The organism is Limnohabitans sp. 15K, from assembly GCF_002778285.1.
In the GTDB taxonomy this organism is placed as follows: Bacteria; Pseudomonadota; Gammaproteobacteria; order Burkholderiales; family Burkholderiaceae_C; genus Limnohabitans_A.
The window spans coordinates 845,634-859,661 of the sequence record NZ_NESM01000001.1; the positions used below are offsets into that span (position 1 = coordinate 845,634).

Annotated in this window: 14 protein-coding genes; 8 read left to right on the forward strand and 6 right to left on the reverse strand. The window is 61.3% G+C overall.

The window, feature by feature from the left end; translation table 11 throughout:
• The first annotated feature begins 34 nt into the window (after positions 1-34).
• The gene (locus B9Z40_RS03975; protein WP_100171990.1) at positions 35-271 is read left to right on the forward strand and encodes a DUF1653 domain-containing protein; all 237 of its coding nucleotides are present in this window, start codon (positions 35-37) and stop codon (positions 269-271) included.
• On the opposite strand, the gene purN is transcribed toward B9Z40_RS03975, so the two are convergent.
• A complete protein-coding gene (gene purN / locus B9Z40_RS03980) occupies positions 241-843 on the reverse strand; it encodes a phosphoribosylglycinamide formyltransferase (RefSeq protein WP_100171991.1) in 603 nt (200 codons plus the stop codon). The two genes, B9Z40_RS03975 and purN, sit on opposite strands and share 31 nt — an antisense overlap.
• A 119-nt stretch (positions 844-962) precedes the next feature.
• Between purN and B9Z40_RS03985 the strand changes: the two genes are divergently transcribed.
• The gene (locus tag B9Z40_RS03985; protein ID WP_100171992.1) at positions 963-2,144 is read left to right on the forward strand and encodes an acyl-CoA dehydrogenase family protein; all 1,182 of its coding nucleotides are present in this window, start codon (positions 963-965) and stop codon (positions 2,142-2,144) included.
• A gap of 10 nt (positions 2,145-2,154) precedes the next feature.
• A complete protein-coding gene (locus B9Z40_RS03990) occupies positions 2,155-3,270 on the forward strand; it encodes an acyl-CoA dehydrogenase family protein (RefSeq protein ID WP_100171993.1) in 1,116 nt (371 codons plus the stop codon).
• Between the two features lie 205 nt (positions 3,271-3,475).
• On the opposite strand, the gene B9Z40_RS03995 is transcribed toward B9Z40_RS03990, so the two are convergent.
• The 4 genes from B9Z40_RS03995 to B9Z40_RS04010 all read right to left on the reverse strand — a co-directional run bounded on the left by B9Z40_RS03995 (position 3,476) and on the right by B9Z40_RS04010 (position 5,680).
• Positions 3,476-3,769, reverse strand: coding sequence for a BrnA antitoxin family protein (locus B9Z40_RS03995; protein WP_100171994.1), 294 nt, complete (start codon positions 3,767-3,769; stop codon positions 3,476-3,478).
• Positions 3,738-4,025 (reverse strand): BrnT family toxin, encoded by a 288-nt coding sequence (locus B9Z40_RS04000; RefSeq protein WP_100171995.1) that lies wholly within the window; start codon positions 4,023-4,025, stop codon positions 3,738-3,740. Before B9Z40_RS04000 ends, B9Z40_RS03995 begins: the two co-directional genes overlap by 32 nt.
• 63 nt (positions 4,026-4,088) lie before the next feature.
• A complete protein-coding gene (locus tag B9Z40_RS04005) occupies positions 4,089-4,991 on the reverse strand; it encodes a DNA ligase (RefSeq protein ID WP_233204776.1) in 903 nt (300 codons plus the stop codon).
• A 131-nt stretch (positions 4,992-5,122) separates the two neighbouring features.
• Positions 5,123-5,680, reverse strand: a complete 558-nt coding sequence (locus tag B9Z40_RS04010; RefSeq protein ID WP_100171997.1) for an HNH endonuclease — start codon at positions 5,678-5,680, stop codon at positions 5,123-5,125.
• Between the two features lie 184 nt (positions 5,681-5,864).
• On the opposite strand from B9Z40_RS04010, the gene B9Z40_RS04015 reads away from it, so the two are divergent.
• The 4 genes from B9Z40_RS04015 to B9Z40_RS04030 all read left to right on the forward strand — a co-directional run bounded on the left by B9Z40_RS04015 (position 5,865) and on the right by B9Z40_RS04030 (position 11,793).
• The gene (locus B9Z40_RS04015; RefSeq protein WP_100171998.1) at positions 5,865-6,902 is read left to right on the forward strand and encodes a bifunctional riboflavin kinase/FAD synthetase; all 1,038 of its coding nucleotides are present in this window, start codon (positions 5,865-5,867) and stop codon (positions 6,900-6,902) included.
• A 131-nt stretch (positions 6,903-7,033) separates the two neighbouring features.
• A complete protein-coding gene (ileS, locus tag B9Z40_RS04020) occupies positions 7,034-9,940 on the forward strand; it encodes an isoleucine--tRNA ligase (RefSeq protein WP_100171999.1) in 2,907 nt (968 codons plus the stop codon).
• A gap of 28 nt (positions 9,941-9,968) precedes the next feature.
• A complete protein-coding gene (gene lspA, locus B9Z40_RS04025) occupies positions 9,969-10,484 on the forward strand; it encodes a signal peptidase II (protein WP_100172000.1) in 516 nt (171 codons plus the stop codon).
• A 160-nt stretch (positions 10,485-10,644) separates the two neighbouring features.
• On the forward strand, positions 10,645-11,793 hold the full coding sequence (locus B9Z40_RS04030) for an aminotransferase class V-fold PLP-dependent enzyme (protein WP_100172001.1): 1,149 nt from the start codon (positions 10,645-10,647) through the stop codon (positions 11,791-11,793).
• A gap of 155 nt (positions 11,794-11,948) precedes the next feature.
• Here B9Z40_RS04030 and B9Z40_RS04035 read toward each other — a convergent pair whose 3' ends face one another.
• Complete coding sequence (locus tag B9Z40_RS04035) at positions 11,949-12,932, reverse strand: quinone oxidoreductase (protein ID WP_100172002.1); 984 nt, start codon at positions 12,930-12,932, stop codon at positions 11,949-11,951.
• A 122-nt stretch (positions 12,933-13,054) separates the two neighbouring features.
• On the opposite strand from B9Z40_RS04035, the gene B9Z40_RS04040 reads away from it, so the two are divergent.
• Entirely contained in the window at positions 13,055-13,954 is a 900-nt protein-coding gene (locus tag B9Z40_RS04040; RefSeq protein ID WP_100172003.1) for a DMT family transporter, read from the forward strand.
• Positions 13,955-14,028 lie beyond the last annotated feature (74 nt).

Here is a 14,028-nt window from a genome sequence, read left to right on the forward strand (position 1 = left end):
CCAACCCTTGCGACAGACACACAAGAGGAAATCCATGTCCGAAAAATTACCGCCCCTCATTGAAACGCCCAAAGGCCTGTACCGACATTACAAGGGCGGCCAGTACCGTGTACTGGGCACCGTGCGCCACAGCGAAGACCTGGAGCCCATGACCCTGTACCAAGCGCTGTATGGCGAGCAAGGCCTGTGGGTGAGGCCTGCCGCCATGTTTGCCGATGTGGCCGAATTCAACGGAAAAGTTCAGCCGCGATTTGAACGCATCGGCGATTGAGCCAAATACCCAGCGACCGCTTGCGGGTAAATCAAGTGCTCTTGGGTGAGCACCCGCGCCGCCAAAGTGTCGGCGGTGTCGCCCGCTAGCACCGGCACCACCGCCTGCGCCAAGATGGCGCCATGGTCCAGCTCAGACGTGACCTGATGAACGGTGGCACCGGCAAACTTGCAACCGGCATCGATCGCCCGCTGGTGTGTGTTCAGGCCGGGAAATGCGGGCAGCAAGGAAGGGTGAATGTTGAGCAAGCGTCCGGCGTAATGGGCTACAAAACCGGGGGTCAGGATGCGCATGAAGCCCGCCAACACGACCAGGGCGGGCGCATGCTGGTCGATCTCGGCCATCAAGGCCGCATCAAAATCTTCCCGACTGGCAAAGGCCTTGTGGTCCAGCACGGTCGTTGGAATACCGTGGTCCTTGGCAAAGTCCAAACCTTGGGCATCGGTCCGGTTGCTCAGCACGGCGGCCACCCGAGCGTTCAGGCGCTCCGCCCAACGGCCCTGCTCCGCCGCACGCACGATGGCGGCCATGTTGGAGCCCGAGCCGGAAATCAAGATGACGATGTTTTTCATGAAGGGCCGAATTATCCCCTGCGCAACCTTGTGACAAGGTGTTTTGTCGCCCCAAGGACAGGGGCCAGAGGCCTGCGCATGATAAAAAGCACGACCGTTTGATTTTGAGAGAACACCCCATGGATTTGGCATTCACCCCCGACGAACTCGCGTTCCGCGACGAGATCCGCACCTGGGTCAAGGACAACTTGCCCGCTGACATTTCACAAAAAGTGCACGCCGCCATGCGCCTGACGCGCGAAGACATGCAGCGCTGGGCCAAGATTTTGGGCAAAAAAGGCTGGCTGGGCTGGGGTTGGCCCACACAGTTTGGCGGCCCGGGCTGGACCGCCGTGCAAAAGCATTTGTTCGAAGAAGAATGCGCCCTGGCCGGTGCCCCCCGCGTAGTGCCTTTTGGCCCGGTGATGGTGGCCCCCGTGATCATGGCGTTCGGCAATGCCGAGCAACAGCAGCGCTTTTTGCCCGGCATCGCCAGCGGCGAAGTCTGGTGGAGCCAGGGTTACAGCGAGCCGGGCTCTGGCTCGGACTTGGCGTCCCTCAAAACCCGCGCTGAGCGCGTGGGCGACAAATACATCGTGAATGGCCAGAAAACCTGGACCACTCTGGGTCAATACGGCGAGTGGATCTTCTGCTTGGTGCGCACGAGCAACGAAGGCAAGCCCCAAACCGGCATCTCCTTCTTGCTGATCGACATGAAGTCGCCCGGCATCACCGTGCGCCCGATCAAGCTGCTCGACGGCGAGTGCGAGGTCAACGAAGTCTGGTTTGACAACGTCGAAGTGCCCGCCGAGAACTTGGTGGGCGAAGAAAACAAGGGCTGGAACTACGCCAAGCACCTGTTGGCCCACGAACGCACCAACATCGCTGACGTGAACCGCGCCAAGCGCGAGTTGGAGCGCTTGAAGCGCATCGCCAAAGCCGAAGGTGTGTACGACGACCTGCGTTTCCGTGACGAAATCGCTAAGCTCGAAGTGGACATCGTCGCCCTGGAAATGCTGGTGCTGCGTGTCCTGTCGGCCGAAAAGTCCGGTAAGAACTCGCTCGACATCGCCGGTCTTTTGAAGATCAAAGGCAGCGAAATCCAGCAGCGCTACACCGAGCTGATGATGCAAGCCGCAGGTCCCTTTGCCCTGCCCTTCATCTTCGAAGCCATGGACGCAGGCTGGCAAGGCAACTTCCCAGGCGGCGTGGTGGCCAACGCCCCCCTGGCCGCCAACTACTTCAACATGCGCAAGACCACCATTTACGGCGGCAGCAACGAAGTGCAACGCAACATCGTCGCTCAGACAGTTCTGGGTTAAGGAGACACACATGGATTTCGATTTTTCTGACGACCAAGAACAACTGCGCGACGCGGTGCGCAAATGGGTGGACAAGGGCTATGACTTTGACCGCCGCCGCGCTATCGTCGCTGCGGGCGGTTTTGACCGCGCCGCTTACGGCGAAATGGCCGAGCTGGGCCTGACGGGCCTGTATGTGAGCGAAGACAACGGCGGCATGGGCATGGGCCCCACCGAGGCCATGGTCACCATGGAAGAGCTCGGTCGCGGCATCGTGCTCGAACCCCTGACCCAAACCCTGATCTGCAGCGCCACACTGCAAACCCACGCCCCTGCAGCCCTGCAAGCCACTTGGCTGCCGCGCATGGCGGCAGGTGAAGCCATCGTGGTGCTGGCGCAGCAAGAACGCGGTGCCCGTTACCAACTGAACCGTTGCGCCACACAAGCCACCGAATCGGGCGGCACATGGACCGTGAGCGGCACCAAGAGCGTGGTGGCGATTGGCGACCAAGCGGACGCCTTTGTGGTGCCTGCCAACGTGAATGGCCAAATCGCTTTGTTTTTGGTCGAGCGCAGCGCCAGCGGCGTGAGCACCCAGGCCTATGGCACACAAGACGGCTCTCGCGCTGCCGAAGTGGTGCTGAACAAAGCCCCCGCGCAGCTGATCACCCTGAACGGCTTGACCGCTTTGGAAGAAGTCGTGGACATCGGCATCGCCTGCACCTGCGCCGAAGCCGTAGGCGTGATGGACAAAACCTTGGCCATCACCGTGGACTACATGAACACCCGCAAACAGTTCGGTGTGAACATCGCCAGCTTCCAGGCCCTGCGTCACCGCGTGGCCGACATGAAGATGCAGCTGGAGCTGGGCCGCTCGATGAGCTACTACGCCAGCCTGAAACTGCACGCGCCCGCCGACGAGCGCCGCCGGGCCTTGGCCCGTGCCAAGTACCAGCTGGGCGTGTCCATGCGCTTCATCGGCCAGCAGGCTGTGCAGTTGCATGGCGGCATTGCCGTCACGGACGAGTACATCGCCAGCCATTACTTCAAGAAATTGACGCAACTGGACATGACCTTTGGCGACACCCTGCACCAGTTGGGCGAAGTGTCGGCACGCATGCAAGAAACAGCAGGCGTGTTCGCCTAAGGTGAAGGGTCTGCAAACCTGAGCAAGGCGGGAGGGCGGCGCGGGTCGGGCGATGTGGCAAAGCGAAGCGCCTCTGAGCCCGAAACGCGCCGCCCTTTCGCCTTGCGGCCCATCACCAGAATCGTCTGAATGAGCAGCCCATCAAAAAGGCCCCAAAAGGGGCCTTTTTTTGTTGCTCAAGACTTCCTGTTGGTTTGTCCGAGAACTACACCGGAGAGTGGGCTCGCACCCATTCACGCATGGCGTCATTCATTCGGGTCTGCCAACCCTTGCCGGTGGACCGGAAGGCTTCCAGCACATCGGCATCAAATCGGATGGTGATGCGTTCTTTGACGACCTCAGAGCGTGGTCGCCCGCGTGGCTTGAGCATCGTCTGTGCGATCTGGGTTCCAAACAACTCAGGCAAGACCTCTGATGCAGGGCGGGCACGGGCAAAGTCCGCATCCACCCATTCCGGGTTGTCGGAATCAATCAGTTCTGGATTTGGGCGTTTTGGCATATCTCTTGACCTCTCTCGAATTGGCCTTGCGCAGGCTGATGACATGCACCTTGCCTTCGCGCGGCGTGAATACCAGGGCGTGCAAGCGCTCCCCGATGAACCCCAGCACCTGAAATCGCCGCTCTCCATACGCTTTGCGGGTGTCCTCCTCCATCAGCGCAGTGGCCCATTCCATCTGCTCGACAAGCTCAAACGACAAACCTCGGCTCGCTATATTGGTGGCGTTTTTGGCTGGATCAAATCCAATGTGTACCATTTTATTGTATGCACATTAAATAAAGGTTGCAAGTTTTGATCTGTTCCGAATAACCTTGATGGCTTATTCCACCTCGCGTACCCGCAAAAAAGACGCAAAACGCGGCAAGCCCGAAGGTGTGCGATCGCGGTAGCGGTAAGTGACCCACGCCCCCACGGGCGGCGGGTTGCGGCGCTGGGCATCGCTCAGGCCAGATCCCAGGGCAAAACGCTGGCCCGACGGCATTTGCACCAGCAAAGCCCCGGTCATGCCCAGCAAACGCCCCTTGCCGGGTTGGTGGCCCACCACCAGAGCCTCTTCGTCCAACTCAGGTTTCAACTTGAACAGTGCATCCGAGCGGCCCGGCTGCCACAGGGAATCGGCACGGTGCAGCATCAGCCCCTCGCCACCTTGGCGCACCGTCTCCTGCAACATAGCCTGCAAAGCGCGGGTGTCGTTCATCTCGCGCTGCGCGACCGGCATCAGCCAGGGCTGCTGCGCTTGCGCCAACGTAGATTGCACAAAAGCAACTCTCTGCGCGAACGGGGCGGCATGACCGGGGGCGTCAAACACCAGGTACTTCACCGCCCGCCAGGCCTCCTCGTCGGGCTCGGTCTGGCGCACCACGCCAGAGAGCAGGTCAAAAGCCCCACGCGCCATCCACAACTCACCATCGAGTTTCTCCCGCGGCAAAGCAGACAAAAACCAAGCCGGGGCCGCGATCACCCGGCCACTGCGAAAACGCAAGACTTGCCCGTCCCAAACGGCCCTGACGCCGTCGAATTTTTCACTCACCCAAAAGCCTTGCGGTGATCGTCCTGAGGGCCAATTCAACGCCAGCTGAACCCCGATGGCGTCACCTGACTGAACGGGCTTCACGGCTTGGGCTCCAACACGGGGCATCAGCCATGGCGACAAAATCAGCGCCAGCAAGCTGGCCCGTCGGCTCGGCCTAGGTGTGGGGATGGATTTCAACGGCTGGGGCATGACCGGTCTCCCTGAAGGCGCCATCAACGCGGATTGCCTTGATCGCAACCTGGTTTGGAGCCTTTTGTTTTAAGGAGATGATGATGCGACGCTTTGCGCATCCGCGCAAGCCGGGTCCCCATGCCGCACGCTCAGGCCATCAAACGCGAACTCTTGGGCACATGCGCCATCAAAAAAGCCATTTGGTCGCTCAGAATTCGGCGGTTACGCAAGATGAAGTCTTCCCACAGGCTGGGCACATAGGGGGCATACAACAAGGGCATATGGGCCTGCTCGGGTGTGCGGCTGCTTTTGCGGTGGTTGCAAGAGCGGCAAGCGGTCACCACGTTCATCCAGTGATCTGGGCCTTTTTGGCACACAGGAACAATGTGCTCGCGGGTCAGGATCGACTCATGGAAAGTGCAACCGCAATAGGCGCAGACATTGCGGTCCCGCGCAAACAACTTGGGGTTGGTCAAGCCCGAACACAAATCAAAGGGGTTGATGCGGGGCACGCCTTGGGTGCCGATGATGCTGTTGACGGCAATCACCGACTGTTGGCCCGTGAGGGCGTTGTGCCCGCCATGGAAAACGGCCACTTGCTGGCCCGCTTCCCAGCGCACCTCGTCAGCAGCGTAATGGGTCACCGCTTGCTCCAGTGTGATCCACGACTGGGGCAGCCCTTGGGCTGAGAGTTTCAAGACCTTCACACACAACTCCTTGGCTCAGATGCAAAGCATGGACACGGAAATGGGACTGTCTCGTTCCGGTCAGGCCGGGCGGGGTGCCAAGGCGCTGATGGAGCGGGCTCAGTCACAATATACGCTTGGAATTTCTCAAAATCATGACAAGGGCCCAAAGTCCCAAGTCCAGCACTCACATCGGCGCCAGCACATGAAGGTTTTTCGCGGTTTTCACCACCCAGATCTGGCCCCCGCCTGCGCCGTGACCATCGGCAACTTCGATGGCGTGCACCGCGGGCACCAGGCCATGCTGGCACTCCTGCGCAGCGAGGCCGCCCATCGGGGCGTGCCAAGCTGTGTGATGACCTTCGAGCCCCACCCGCGCGACTACTTCGCCAAGGCCCTGAACAAGCCCGAGTTGGCCCCCGCCCGGATCGCCACCCTGCGCGACAAACTGCAGGAGCTCGAGCGCTGCGGGGTCGACCAAGTGGTGGTGGTGCCTTTTGACGCGCGGCTGGCGAGCCAGTCGCCCGAAGACTTCATCCAACAGGTGTTGGTCCAGGGCTTGGGCGTGCGCTATGTGCTGGTGGGCGACGATTTCCGCTTTGGCGCCAAACGTGCAGGCGACTACGCCATGCTCGACGCCGCAGGCCAGCGCTTGGGCTTTGATGTGGCCCGCATGAACAGTTACGAGGTGCGCGGCCTGCGCGTGTCAAGCTCCGCCGTGCGCGATGCTCTGGCCAAAGGCGACTTGCCAGCAGTGCAGGCCCTGCTGGGCCGTCCTTACAGCATCAGCGGCCATGTGGTGCACGGGCGCAAACTGGGCCGAGAGTTGGCGGCAACGGCCGCAGGCGCGGGCGACGGCTTTCGCACGCTGAATTTGCGTTTCTCCCACTGGAAACCCGCCGCCAGCGGTATCTTTGTGGTGCAGGTGCATGGCTTGGCCAACCAACCCTTGCGGGGCGTGGCCAACCTGGGCATCCGCCCCTCTCTCGACCCGAATGACGTGAACGGCGGGCGCGTGCTGCTGGAGACCCATGCCTTCGACTGGCCGGCCCAACTGGGAGCCGAAGGGGGCTACGGTAAAATCATCCGCGTGGACTTGCTGCATAAATTACACGACGAGCTCAAATACGACGGTCTGGACGCCCTGACAAAGGGCATCGCCAAAGACTGCGACGACGCACAGGCGTGGTTTGCTTCGCGCCATGGTGAAACCAGCCGCCAAACCACCCGCGACCGAATTTGACGATACGGCCCGCGTTTGCCGCCTTCGACAGGCTCAGGGCAAACGACCTCCACGGCCCACCCCATCTTGATCTCTCCGAACGGCCCGCCGCTCGGGCTGAGCTTGTCGAAGCCCTCTCGACCTGACGCACCATGACCGACAAAACCCAGAACCCCGACACCCACATCAACATGATGGACACCCCGTTCCCGATGCGCGGCGACCTCCCAAAGCGCGAGCCGGGCTGGGTGAGCGAGTGGAACGACGGCGGCCTGTACAAAAAACTGCGTGCCGCCCGCCAGGGTGCCCCGCTGTTCGTACTGCACGACGGCCCACCCTATGCCAACGGCAAGCTGCACATCGGCCACGCACTGAACAAAGTGCTGAAAGACATGATCGTCAAGTCCAAGCAACTCGCTGGCTTTGACGCGCAATACATCCCCGGCTGGGACTGCCACGGCCTGCCAATCGAAAACGCGATTGAAAAACTGCACGGCCGTAACCTGAGCCGTGACGACATGCAGGCCAAGAGCCGCGCCTTTGCCACCGAGCAGATCAGCCAGCAGCGCGAAGACTTCAAGCGCCTGGGCGTGCTGGGCGACTGGGAGCGGCCTTACCGCACCATGGACTTTGCCAACGAAGCCGGTGAAATCCGCGCCTTCAAGCGCGTGATCGAGCGCGGCTTTGTCTACCGGGGCCTGAAACCCGTGTACTGGTGCTTTGACTGCGGCTCGTCGCTGGCCGAGTTCGAGATCGAATACGCCGACAAAAAGAGCGACACGTTGGACGTGGCTTTTGAAGCCGACAACAACGCCGCCCTGGCCGCCGCCTTTGGCCTGCCCAAGCTGCCTGGCGAGGGCAGCAAAAAAGCCTTTGCCGTCATCTGGACCACCACCGCCTGGACCATCCCAGCCAACCAAGCGCTCAACGCCCACCCTGAGCTGGAGTACGCCCTGGTGGACACACCCCGTGGCGTGCTGATGCTGGCCGCGAGCCTGGTCGAGAAATGCCTGGAACGCTACAAGCTCGAAGGTTCTGTGATTGCCACCGCTGTGGGCGAGAAGCTGCGCGGCCTGGTCTTCCGTCACCCGTTGCACGACACTGTGGCAGAAGGCGAAGGTGGTGAATATTCCTACCGCCGCAAATCGCCGCTGTACTTGGCCGAGTACGTGACCGCCACCGACGGCACCGGCATCGTGCACTCCTCGCCCGCCTACGGCGTGGACGACTTCAACTCCTGTGTAGCCAACGGCCTGAAATACGACGACATCCTGAACCCGGTGCAAGGCAACGGCGTGTATGCGCCAGAGCTGCCCTTTTTTGGCGGCCAGCACATTTGGAAAGCCTGTGCCCGCGTGATCGAGGTGCTGGGCCAAAGCGACCGCCTGATGGCCACGGTGGAAATCACCCACAGCTACCCGCACTGCTGGCGTCACAAGACGCCCGTCATCTACCGCGCTGCCGCCCAGTGGTTTGTGCGCATGGACGAGGGCGAAGGTGTGTTCACCTCCGACAAAGCGCCCAAGACCCTGCGCCAGCTGGCACTGGACGCCATCGAGCACACGCAGTTCTACCCAGAAAACGGCAAGACCCGCCTGCGCGACATGATCGCCAACCGACCCGACTGGTGCATCTCGCGCCAGCGCTCTTGGGGTGTGCCCGTGCCTTTCTTTTTGCACAAGGACAGCGGCGAGCTGCACCCGCGCACCATGGAGATCCTGGACCAAGCCGCTGACATCGTTGAAAAAGGTGGCATCGAAGCCTGGAGCCGCGTGACCGTGGAAGAAATTTTGGGCGCAGCCGACGCCCCCAGCTACACCAAGAGCACCGACATTCTGGAAGTCTGGTTCGACTCCGGCTCCACATTCCAGCATGTGCTGCGCGGCAGCCACAAAGACGCTTACAACTTTGGCGTCAACCACCGTGCGCCCTTCCACGCATCGCCCCACAACGAAGTCCCTGAAGCGGATCTTTACCTCGAAGGCCACGACCAACACCGCGGCTGGTTCCACAGCTCGCTGCTGCTGGGCTGCGCCCTGTATAACCGCGCGCCCTACAAAGGCCTGCTGACCCACGGCTTTGCCACCGATGGCCAAGGCCGCAAGATGAGCAAAAGCTTGGGCAACACCGTCGAGCCGCAAACCATCACCTCCAAAATGGGCGCAGAAATCGTGCGTCTGTGGGTGGCCAGCACCGATTACTCGGGCGACCTGAACATCGACGACAAGATCCTCGCCCGCGTGGTGGACAGCTATCGCCGTGTTCGCAACACCTTGCGCTTCTTGTTGGCCAACGTGAGTGACTTCGACCCCGCGACCGACACTGTCCCAGACGACCAACTGCTGGAGATCGACCGCTTTGCCCTGGCCCGCGCCGCCGAACTGCAAGCCGACATCCGAGCCCACTTCGACCAATACGAGTTCCACCCCGTGGTTTCCAAACTGCAAATTTATTGCTCGGAAGACCTCGGTGCGTTTTATTTGGATGTGCTGAAAGACCGCCTGTACACCACAGCGCCCAAGAGCCTGGCGCGCCGCAGTGCGCAAACGGCGCTGTACCGCATCACCCACGGAATGCTCCGCTGGATGGCGCCCTTCCTCTCGTTCACGGCGGAGGAAGCGTGGAGCACCTTCGGCACCTCCGAATCCATCTTCCTGGAAACCTTCAGCGACTTTGGCTCGGCCGATGCGGCCTTGCTCGCCAAGTGGTCCCGCATCCGTGAGATTCGCGACTTGGCGAACAAGGACATTGAAAATCTACGTACCGCAGGCCAGGTGGGTGCATCCTTGCAAGCAGAGATCACACTGACCGCGCCCGCCGCAGACCACGCCTTGCTGGCCAGCTTGGGGGCAGACATCAAATTCGTCTTCATCACCTCCAAAGTGACTTTGCAAGCCGGTGACACTCTGGCGGTTCAAGTGACCGCGAGCCAAACCACCAAGTGCGAGCGCTGCTGGCACTATGCCGATGCTGTGGGCAGCGACGCCGCCCACCCCACCATCTGCGGTCGCTGCGTGAGCAACCTGCACGGCGCTGGCGAAACTCGCCAAGTGGCCTGATCCACCCACACCAAGACAAGGCAGCCCAATGGCCAGCAGCAAAAAGACGAGCAAAAGCTACGCCAGCAAAAGCCAAGGCATGGCGCTTTGGCTGGGCATTGCCCTTTTGGTGCTGCTGATCGACCAGTTCACCAAAGTCTTGGTGCTGGGGGCCTTCCAGCTGGGCGACAGCACGCCGATCACCTCGTTTTTCAACCTGGTGCGGGTGCACAACCACGGCGCGGCCTTTTCGTTTTTGGCTGGTGCGGGCGGTTGGCAGCGCTGGTTTTTCACCGGCATTGGCGTGTTCGCGGCCATCTTCATGGTCTGGATGTTGCGCTCGCACGCCGGTCAAAAACTCTTCAGCCTGGCCATCTCGCTCATCTTGGGTGGTGCGATTGGCAACGTGGTGGACCGCCTGCTGCACGGCTATGTGGTCGACTTTCTGGACTTTTACTGGGGTGCCTGGCACTTCCCAGCCTTCAACGTGGCCGATGCGGGCATCAGCGTGGGCGCGGCCTTGCTGATCCTGGACGAGATTTTGCGGGTCCGGCGCGGACGCTGAGTCCTCCTCGCCGCCCAAATGGGTCTCAGGCGGTGCGGATGACCTCATCAGTCGCTTCGCGCCAGCAAATCGGCCATCCGCACCGCCTGAGACCCATTGCGAGCCTTCAGGGCGAACTCAGTTAAGCTTATGAACTTGAACAAAAAACACGGAGTTCCCCATGCCCGGCTTGTTGCCCCACATTGACCCCGATGGTCTGCTCGAATTTTCGGTGGTTTACACCGACCGCGCCCTGAACCACATGTCCAAGCGCTTTGGTGGCGTAATGACCGACATTTCGCGCATGCTCAAAAGCGTTTACTGTGCCCACTCAGTCGCGCTGGTGCCCGGCAGTGGCACCTTTGGCATGGAGTCCGTCGCACGCCAATTCGCCACCAACCAGCATGTCATGGTGATCCGCAACGGCTGGTTCAGCTACCGCTGGACACAAATTTTTGACATGGGCCAGATCCCCAAGAGCCACAGCGTGCTCAAGGCCCGCCGCATCGCCGCTGGCTCGCAAGCGGCCTGGGCGCCCGCCCCGATCGAAGAAGTCAAAGCTGCCATCGCCGCTGAAAAACCCGCTTTGGTGTTTGCACCACACGTCGAGACCTCGGCCGGCATGATCCTGCCCGACGACTACCTCAAGGCCGTGTCCGATGCCGTGCACGCGGTGGGCGGCCTGTTTGTGCTGGACTGCATCGCCTCGGGCGCCATGTGGGTGGACATGAAAGCCACGGGCGTGGATGTGCTGATCAGCGCCCCACAAAAAGGCTGGAGCAGCTCACCTTGCTGCGCCATGGTCATGCTGAGCGAGCGCGCTCGCCAAGCCATTGACAGCACCACCAGCACCACGTTTGCGATGGACCTGAAAAAGTGGTTGCAAGTGATGGAAACCTACGAAAGTGGTGCCCACATGTACCACACCACCTTGCCCACCGACGCGCTGCAACGCCTGCAAGAAACCATGTTGGAAACCGAAGCCTACGGCTTTGCCAAAGTGCGCGAAGAGCAAATGGCGCTGGGCCGCCAAGTTCGCGATCTGCTGCTGACGCATGGCTTTCCCAGTGTGGCGGCCCCCGGCTTTGAAGCCCCCGGCGTGGTGGTCAGCTACACCACCGACCCGGAAATCCAAAGCAGCAAGAAATTCCTGGCGCTGGGCCTGCAAACCGCGGCTGGCGTTCCACTGCAGTGCGACGAACCCGCCGATTTCCGAACCTTCCGCATGGGTCTGTTTGGCTTGGACAAATGGCACCAAGTGCCGCGCACACTGCAGCAACTGAGCGATGCGCTGGAAACCCTCGCCCCCAAGGCCAAGCTGGCGGCCTGATCACCCCAAAAAAATGGGCGCTCGTTTGAGCGCCCATTTTCTTTTGTAGGAGCCCCGCCCCCGGGGCGATGGTCAGTGGGCTGCTAAGGCTTCATCGCGACGAGGGCGTCGCTCCCACAAAACAGGGCGCTGCACCTACAACGCCCCGGCCCCGATCACAAAGTGATGACGGTGCAGCCTGTGGTTTTGCGGGCCTCCAGGGCAATGTGCGCATCCTGCACGTTGGCCAGCGGGAAGGTCTGGTCGATGTGGATCTTGACCTTGCCGCTCGTCACGGCCTCGAACAAATCATCGGCCATCTCTTGTGTGCTCTCGCGCGTGGTGATGTGGCTGAACAAAGTCTGGCGCGTCACATACACCGAGCCCTTGGGGCCCAGGATGCCCGGAGCAAATGGAGCGACAGGGCCCGATGCATTGCCAAAGCTGGCCATCAGGCCAAACGGGGCCAGGCAGTCGAGCGACTTGTCCCAGGTGTCTTTGCCCACCGAGTCGTAAACCACTTTGACGCCCTTGCCGCCCGTGATCTCTTTGACCTTGGCCTGGAAGTCGTCGGTCGAATAGTTGATGCAAAACTCCGCACCGTTGGCCAGCGCCAGCGCGCACTTGGCGTCGCTGCCCGCCGTGCCGATCAAGCGCAAGCCCAGCGCCTTGGCCCACTGGCAAGCGATCAGGCCCACACCACCTGCTGCGGCGTGGAAGAGCACAAAGTCACCCGCTTTCAGGCCGCCTTGGGGCAGTGTGCGCTTGAGCAAATACTGCGCTGTCAGGCCCTTGAGCATCATGGCCGCGCCCGTCTCGAACGAGATCGCATCGGGCAGCTTGCACACGCACTTGGCGGGCATCACACGCACTTCACAGTAGCTGCCGGGCGGCTGGCTGGCGTAGGCTGCACGGTCACCCACCTTGAGGTGCGTGACGCCCTCGCCCACGGCTTCGATCACGCCCGAGCCTTCCATGCCCATCTTGAGTGGCATGGGCAGCTGGTACAGACCGCTGCGCTGGTACACGTCGATGAAGTTCAGGCCAATGGCTTTGTGGCGAATGCGGATCTCGCCAGCGCCGGGCTCACCCACGGTCACGTCGACCAGTTTCATGACTTCGGGACCGCCGTGTTGGTCGATCTGGACTGCAAGGCTCATGGGAACTCTCCTGAAGGGATAAATACAAACGATGCGTGACTTTGCCACGATTCTGATGCCGTCGTCACGGGTGGGGACAGCTCCGCGACAGCGGGAAAACCCGAATGCCGATACAGTGCCGCATGTCTCAAAAACTCTCCCCCCTCACCGCCTTGCTGCTGACGGTGCCGCCGCTCATGTGGGCGGGCAATGCGGTCGTCGGCCGCTTGGTCACCGATTTGGTGCCCCCGGTCACGCTCAATTTTTTGCGCTGGTTTGTGGCCTTGTTCATTTTGCTGCCGCTGGCCTGGAAGGTGCTGCGCCCGAGCAGCGGCCTGTGGTCGCATTGGAAACGCTTTGCCCTGCTCAGTTTGCTGGGCGTGGGCTGCTACAACGCATTGCAATATCTGGCACTGCAAACCTCGACCCCGCTGAACGTGACGCTGGTGGCCGCCAGCGGGCCGTTTTGGATGCTCATCATCGGTGCCTTGTTTTTCAAAGCGCCGGTGCGGCGCATGCAAGTGCTGGGCGCGCTGCTGTCCATCAGCGGCGTGCTGGTGGTGCTCTCGCGCGGTCAATGGGCTGAACTGATGGCCGTGCGTCTGGTGGCGGGTGACATGTACGTCCTGCTGGCCACGGCATGCTGGTCTTTCTACAGCTGGCTGCTCACACGCCGTGACGAGCCCGAAGCCATCCGAAGCGACTGGGCAGCCTTTTTGTTGGGGCAAGTGGTGTTCGGTTTGGCCTGGTCGGGCCTGTTTGCCGGGCTGGAGTGGACCTTCGCCGACGCCCACATCGTGTGGGGCTGGCCGCTGATTGCCACGCTGGCCTTTGTGGCTGTGGGCCCAGCCGTGCTGGCCTACCGCTGCTGGGGGCTGGGCATCCAGCAAGCGGGCCCAGCAGTAGCAGGCTTTTTTGCCAACCTCACGCCGCTGTTTGCGGCGGTGTTGTCTGCAGCGTTTTTGGGTGAGCTGCCGCATCTTTACCACGTTGCGGCGTTTGGGCTGATTGTGGGCGGAATTGTGGTGTCGGCCAGGCAGTAAGCCACAAGGTCATAAAAGACTCTTTTGCAGCGGTAGCTGCCGGTCGTGTCCCGCAGTCACTTGTTAGCTTTCTG

Excerpts from the sequence above, each read along its gene's own strand:
- B9Z40_RS04040 (WP_100172003.1), top strand. The coding sequence starts at position 13,055 with ATGTCTCAAAAACTCTCCCCCCTCACCGCCTTGCTGCTGACGGTGCCG.
- B9Z40_RS03995 (WP_100171994.1), bottom strand. The coding sequence starts at position 3,769 with ATGCCAAAACGCCCAAATCCAGAACTGATTGATTCCGACAACCCGGAA.
- ileS (WP_100171999.1), top strand. The coding sequence starts at position 7,034 with ATGACCGACAAAACCCAGAACCCCGACACCCACATCAACATGATGGAC.
- B9Z40_RS04005 (WP_233204776.1), bottom strand. The coding sequence starts at position 4,991 with ATGCCCCAGCCGTTGAAATCCATCCCCACACCTAGGCCGAGCCGACGG.
- purN (WP_100171991.1), bottom strand. The coding sequence starts at position 843 with ATGAAAAACATCGTCATCTTGATTTCCGGCTCGGGCTCCAACATGGCC.
- B9Z40_RS04030 (WP_100172001.1), top strand. The coding sequence starts at position 10,645 with ATGCCCGGCTTGTTGCCCCACATTGACCCCGATGGTCTGCTCGAATTT.
- B9Z40_RS03975 (WP_100171990.1), top strand. The coding sequence starts at position 35 with ATGTCCGAAAAATTACCGCCCCTCATTGAAACGCCCAAAGGCCTGTAC.
- B9Z40_RS03990 (WP_100171993.1), top strand. The coding sequence starts at position 2,155 with ATGGATTTCGATTTTTCTGACGACCAAGAACAACTGCGCGACGCGGTG.
- B9Z40_RS03985 (WP_100171992.1), top strand. The coding sequence starts at position 963 with ATGGATTTGGCATTCACCCCCGACGAACTCGCGTTCCGCGACGAGATC.
- B9Z40_RS04015 (WP_100171998.1), top strand. The coding sequence starts at position 5,865 with ATGAAGGTTTTTCGCGGTTTTCACCACCCAGATCTGGCCCCCGCCTGC.
- B9Z40_RS04035 (WP_100172002.1), bottom strand. The coding sequence starts at position 12,932 with ATGAGCCTTGCAGTCCAGATCGACCAACACGGCGGTCCCGAAGTCATG.
- B9Z40_RS04000 (WP_100171995.1), bottom strand. The coding sequence starts at position 4,025 with ATGGTACACATTGGATTTGATCCAGCCAAAAACGCCACCAATATAGCG.
- lspA (WP_100172000.1), top strand. The coding sequence starts at position 9,969 with ATGGCCAGCAGCAAAAAGACGAGCAAAAGCTACGCCAGCAAAAGCCAA.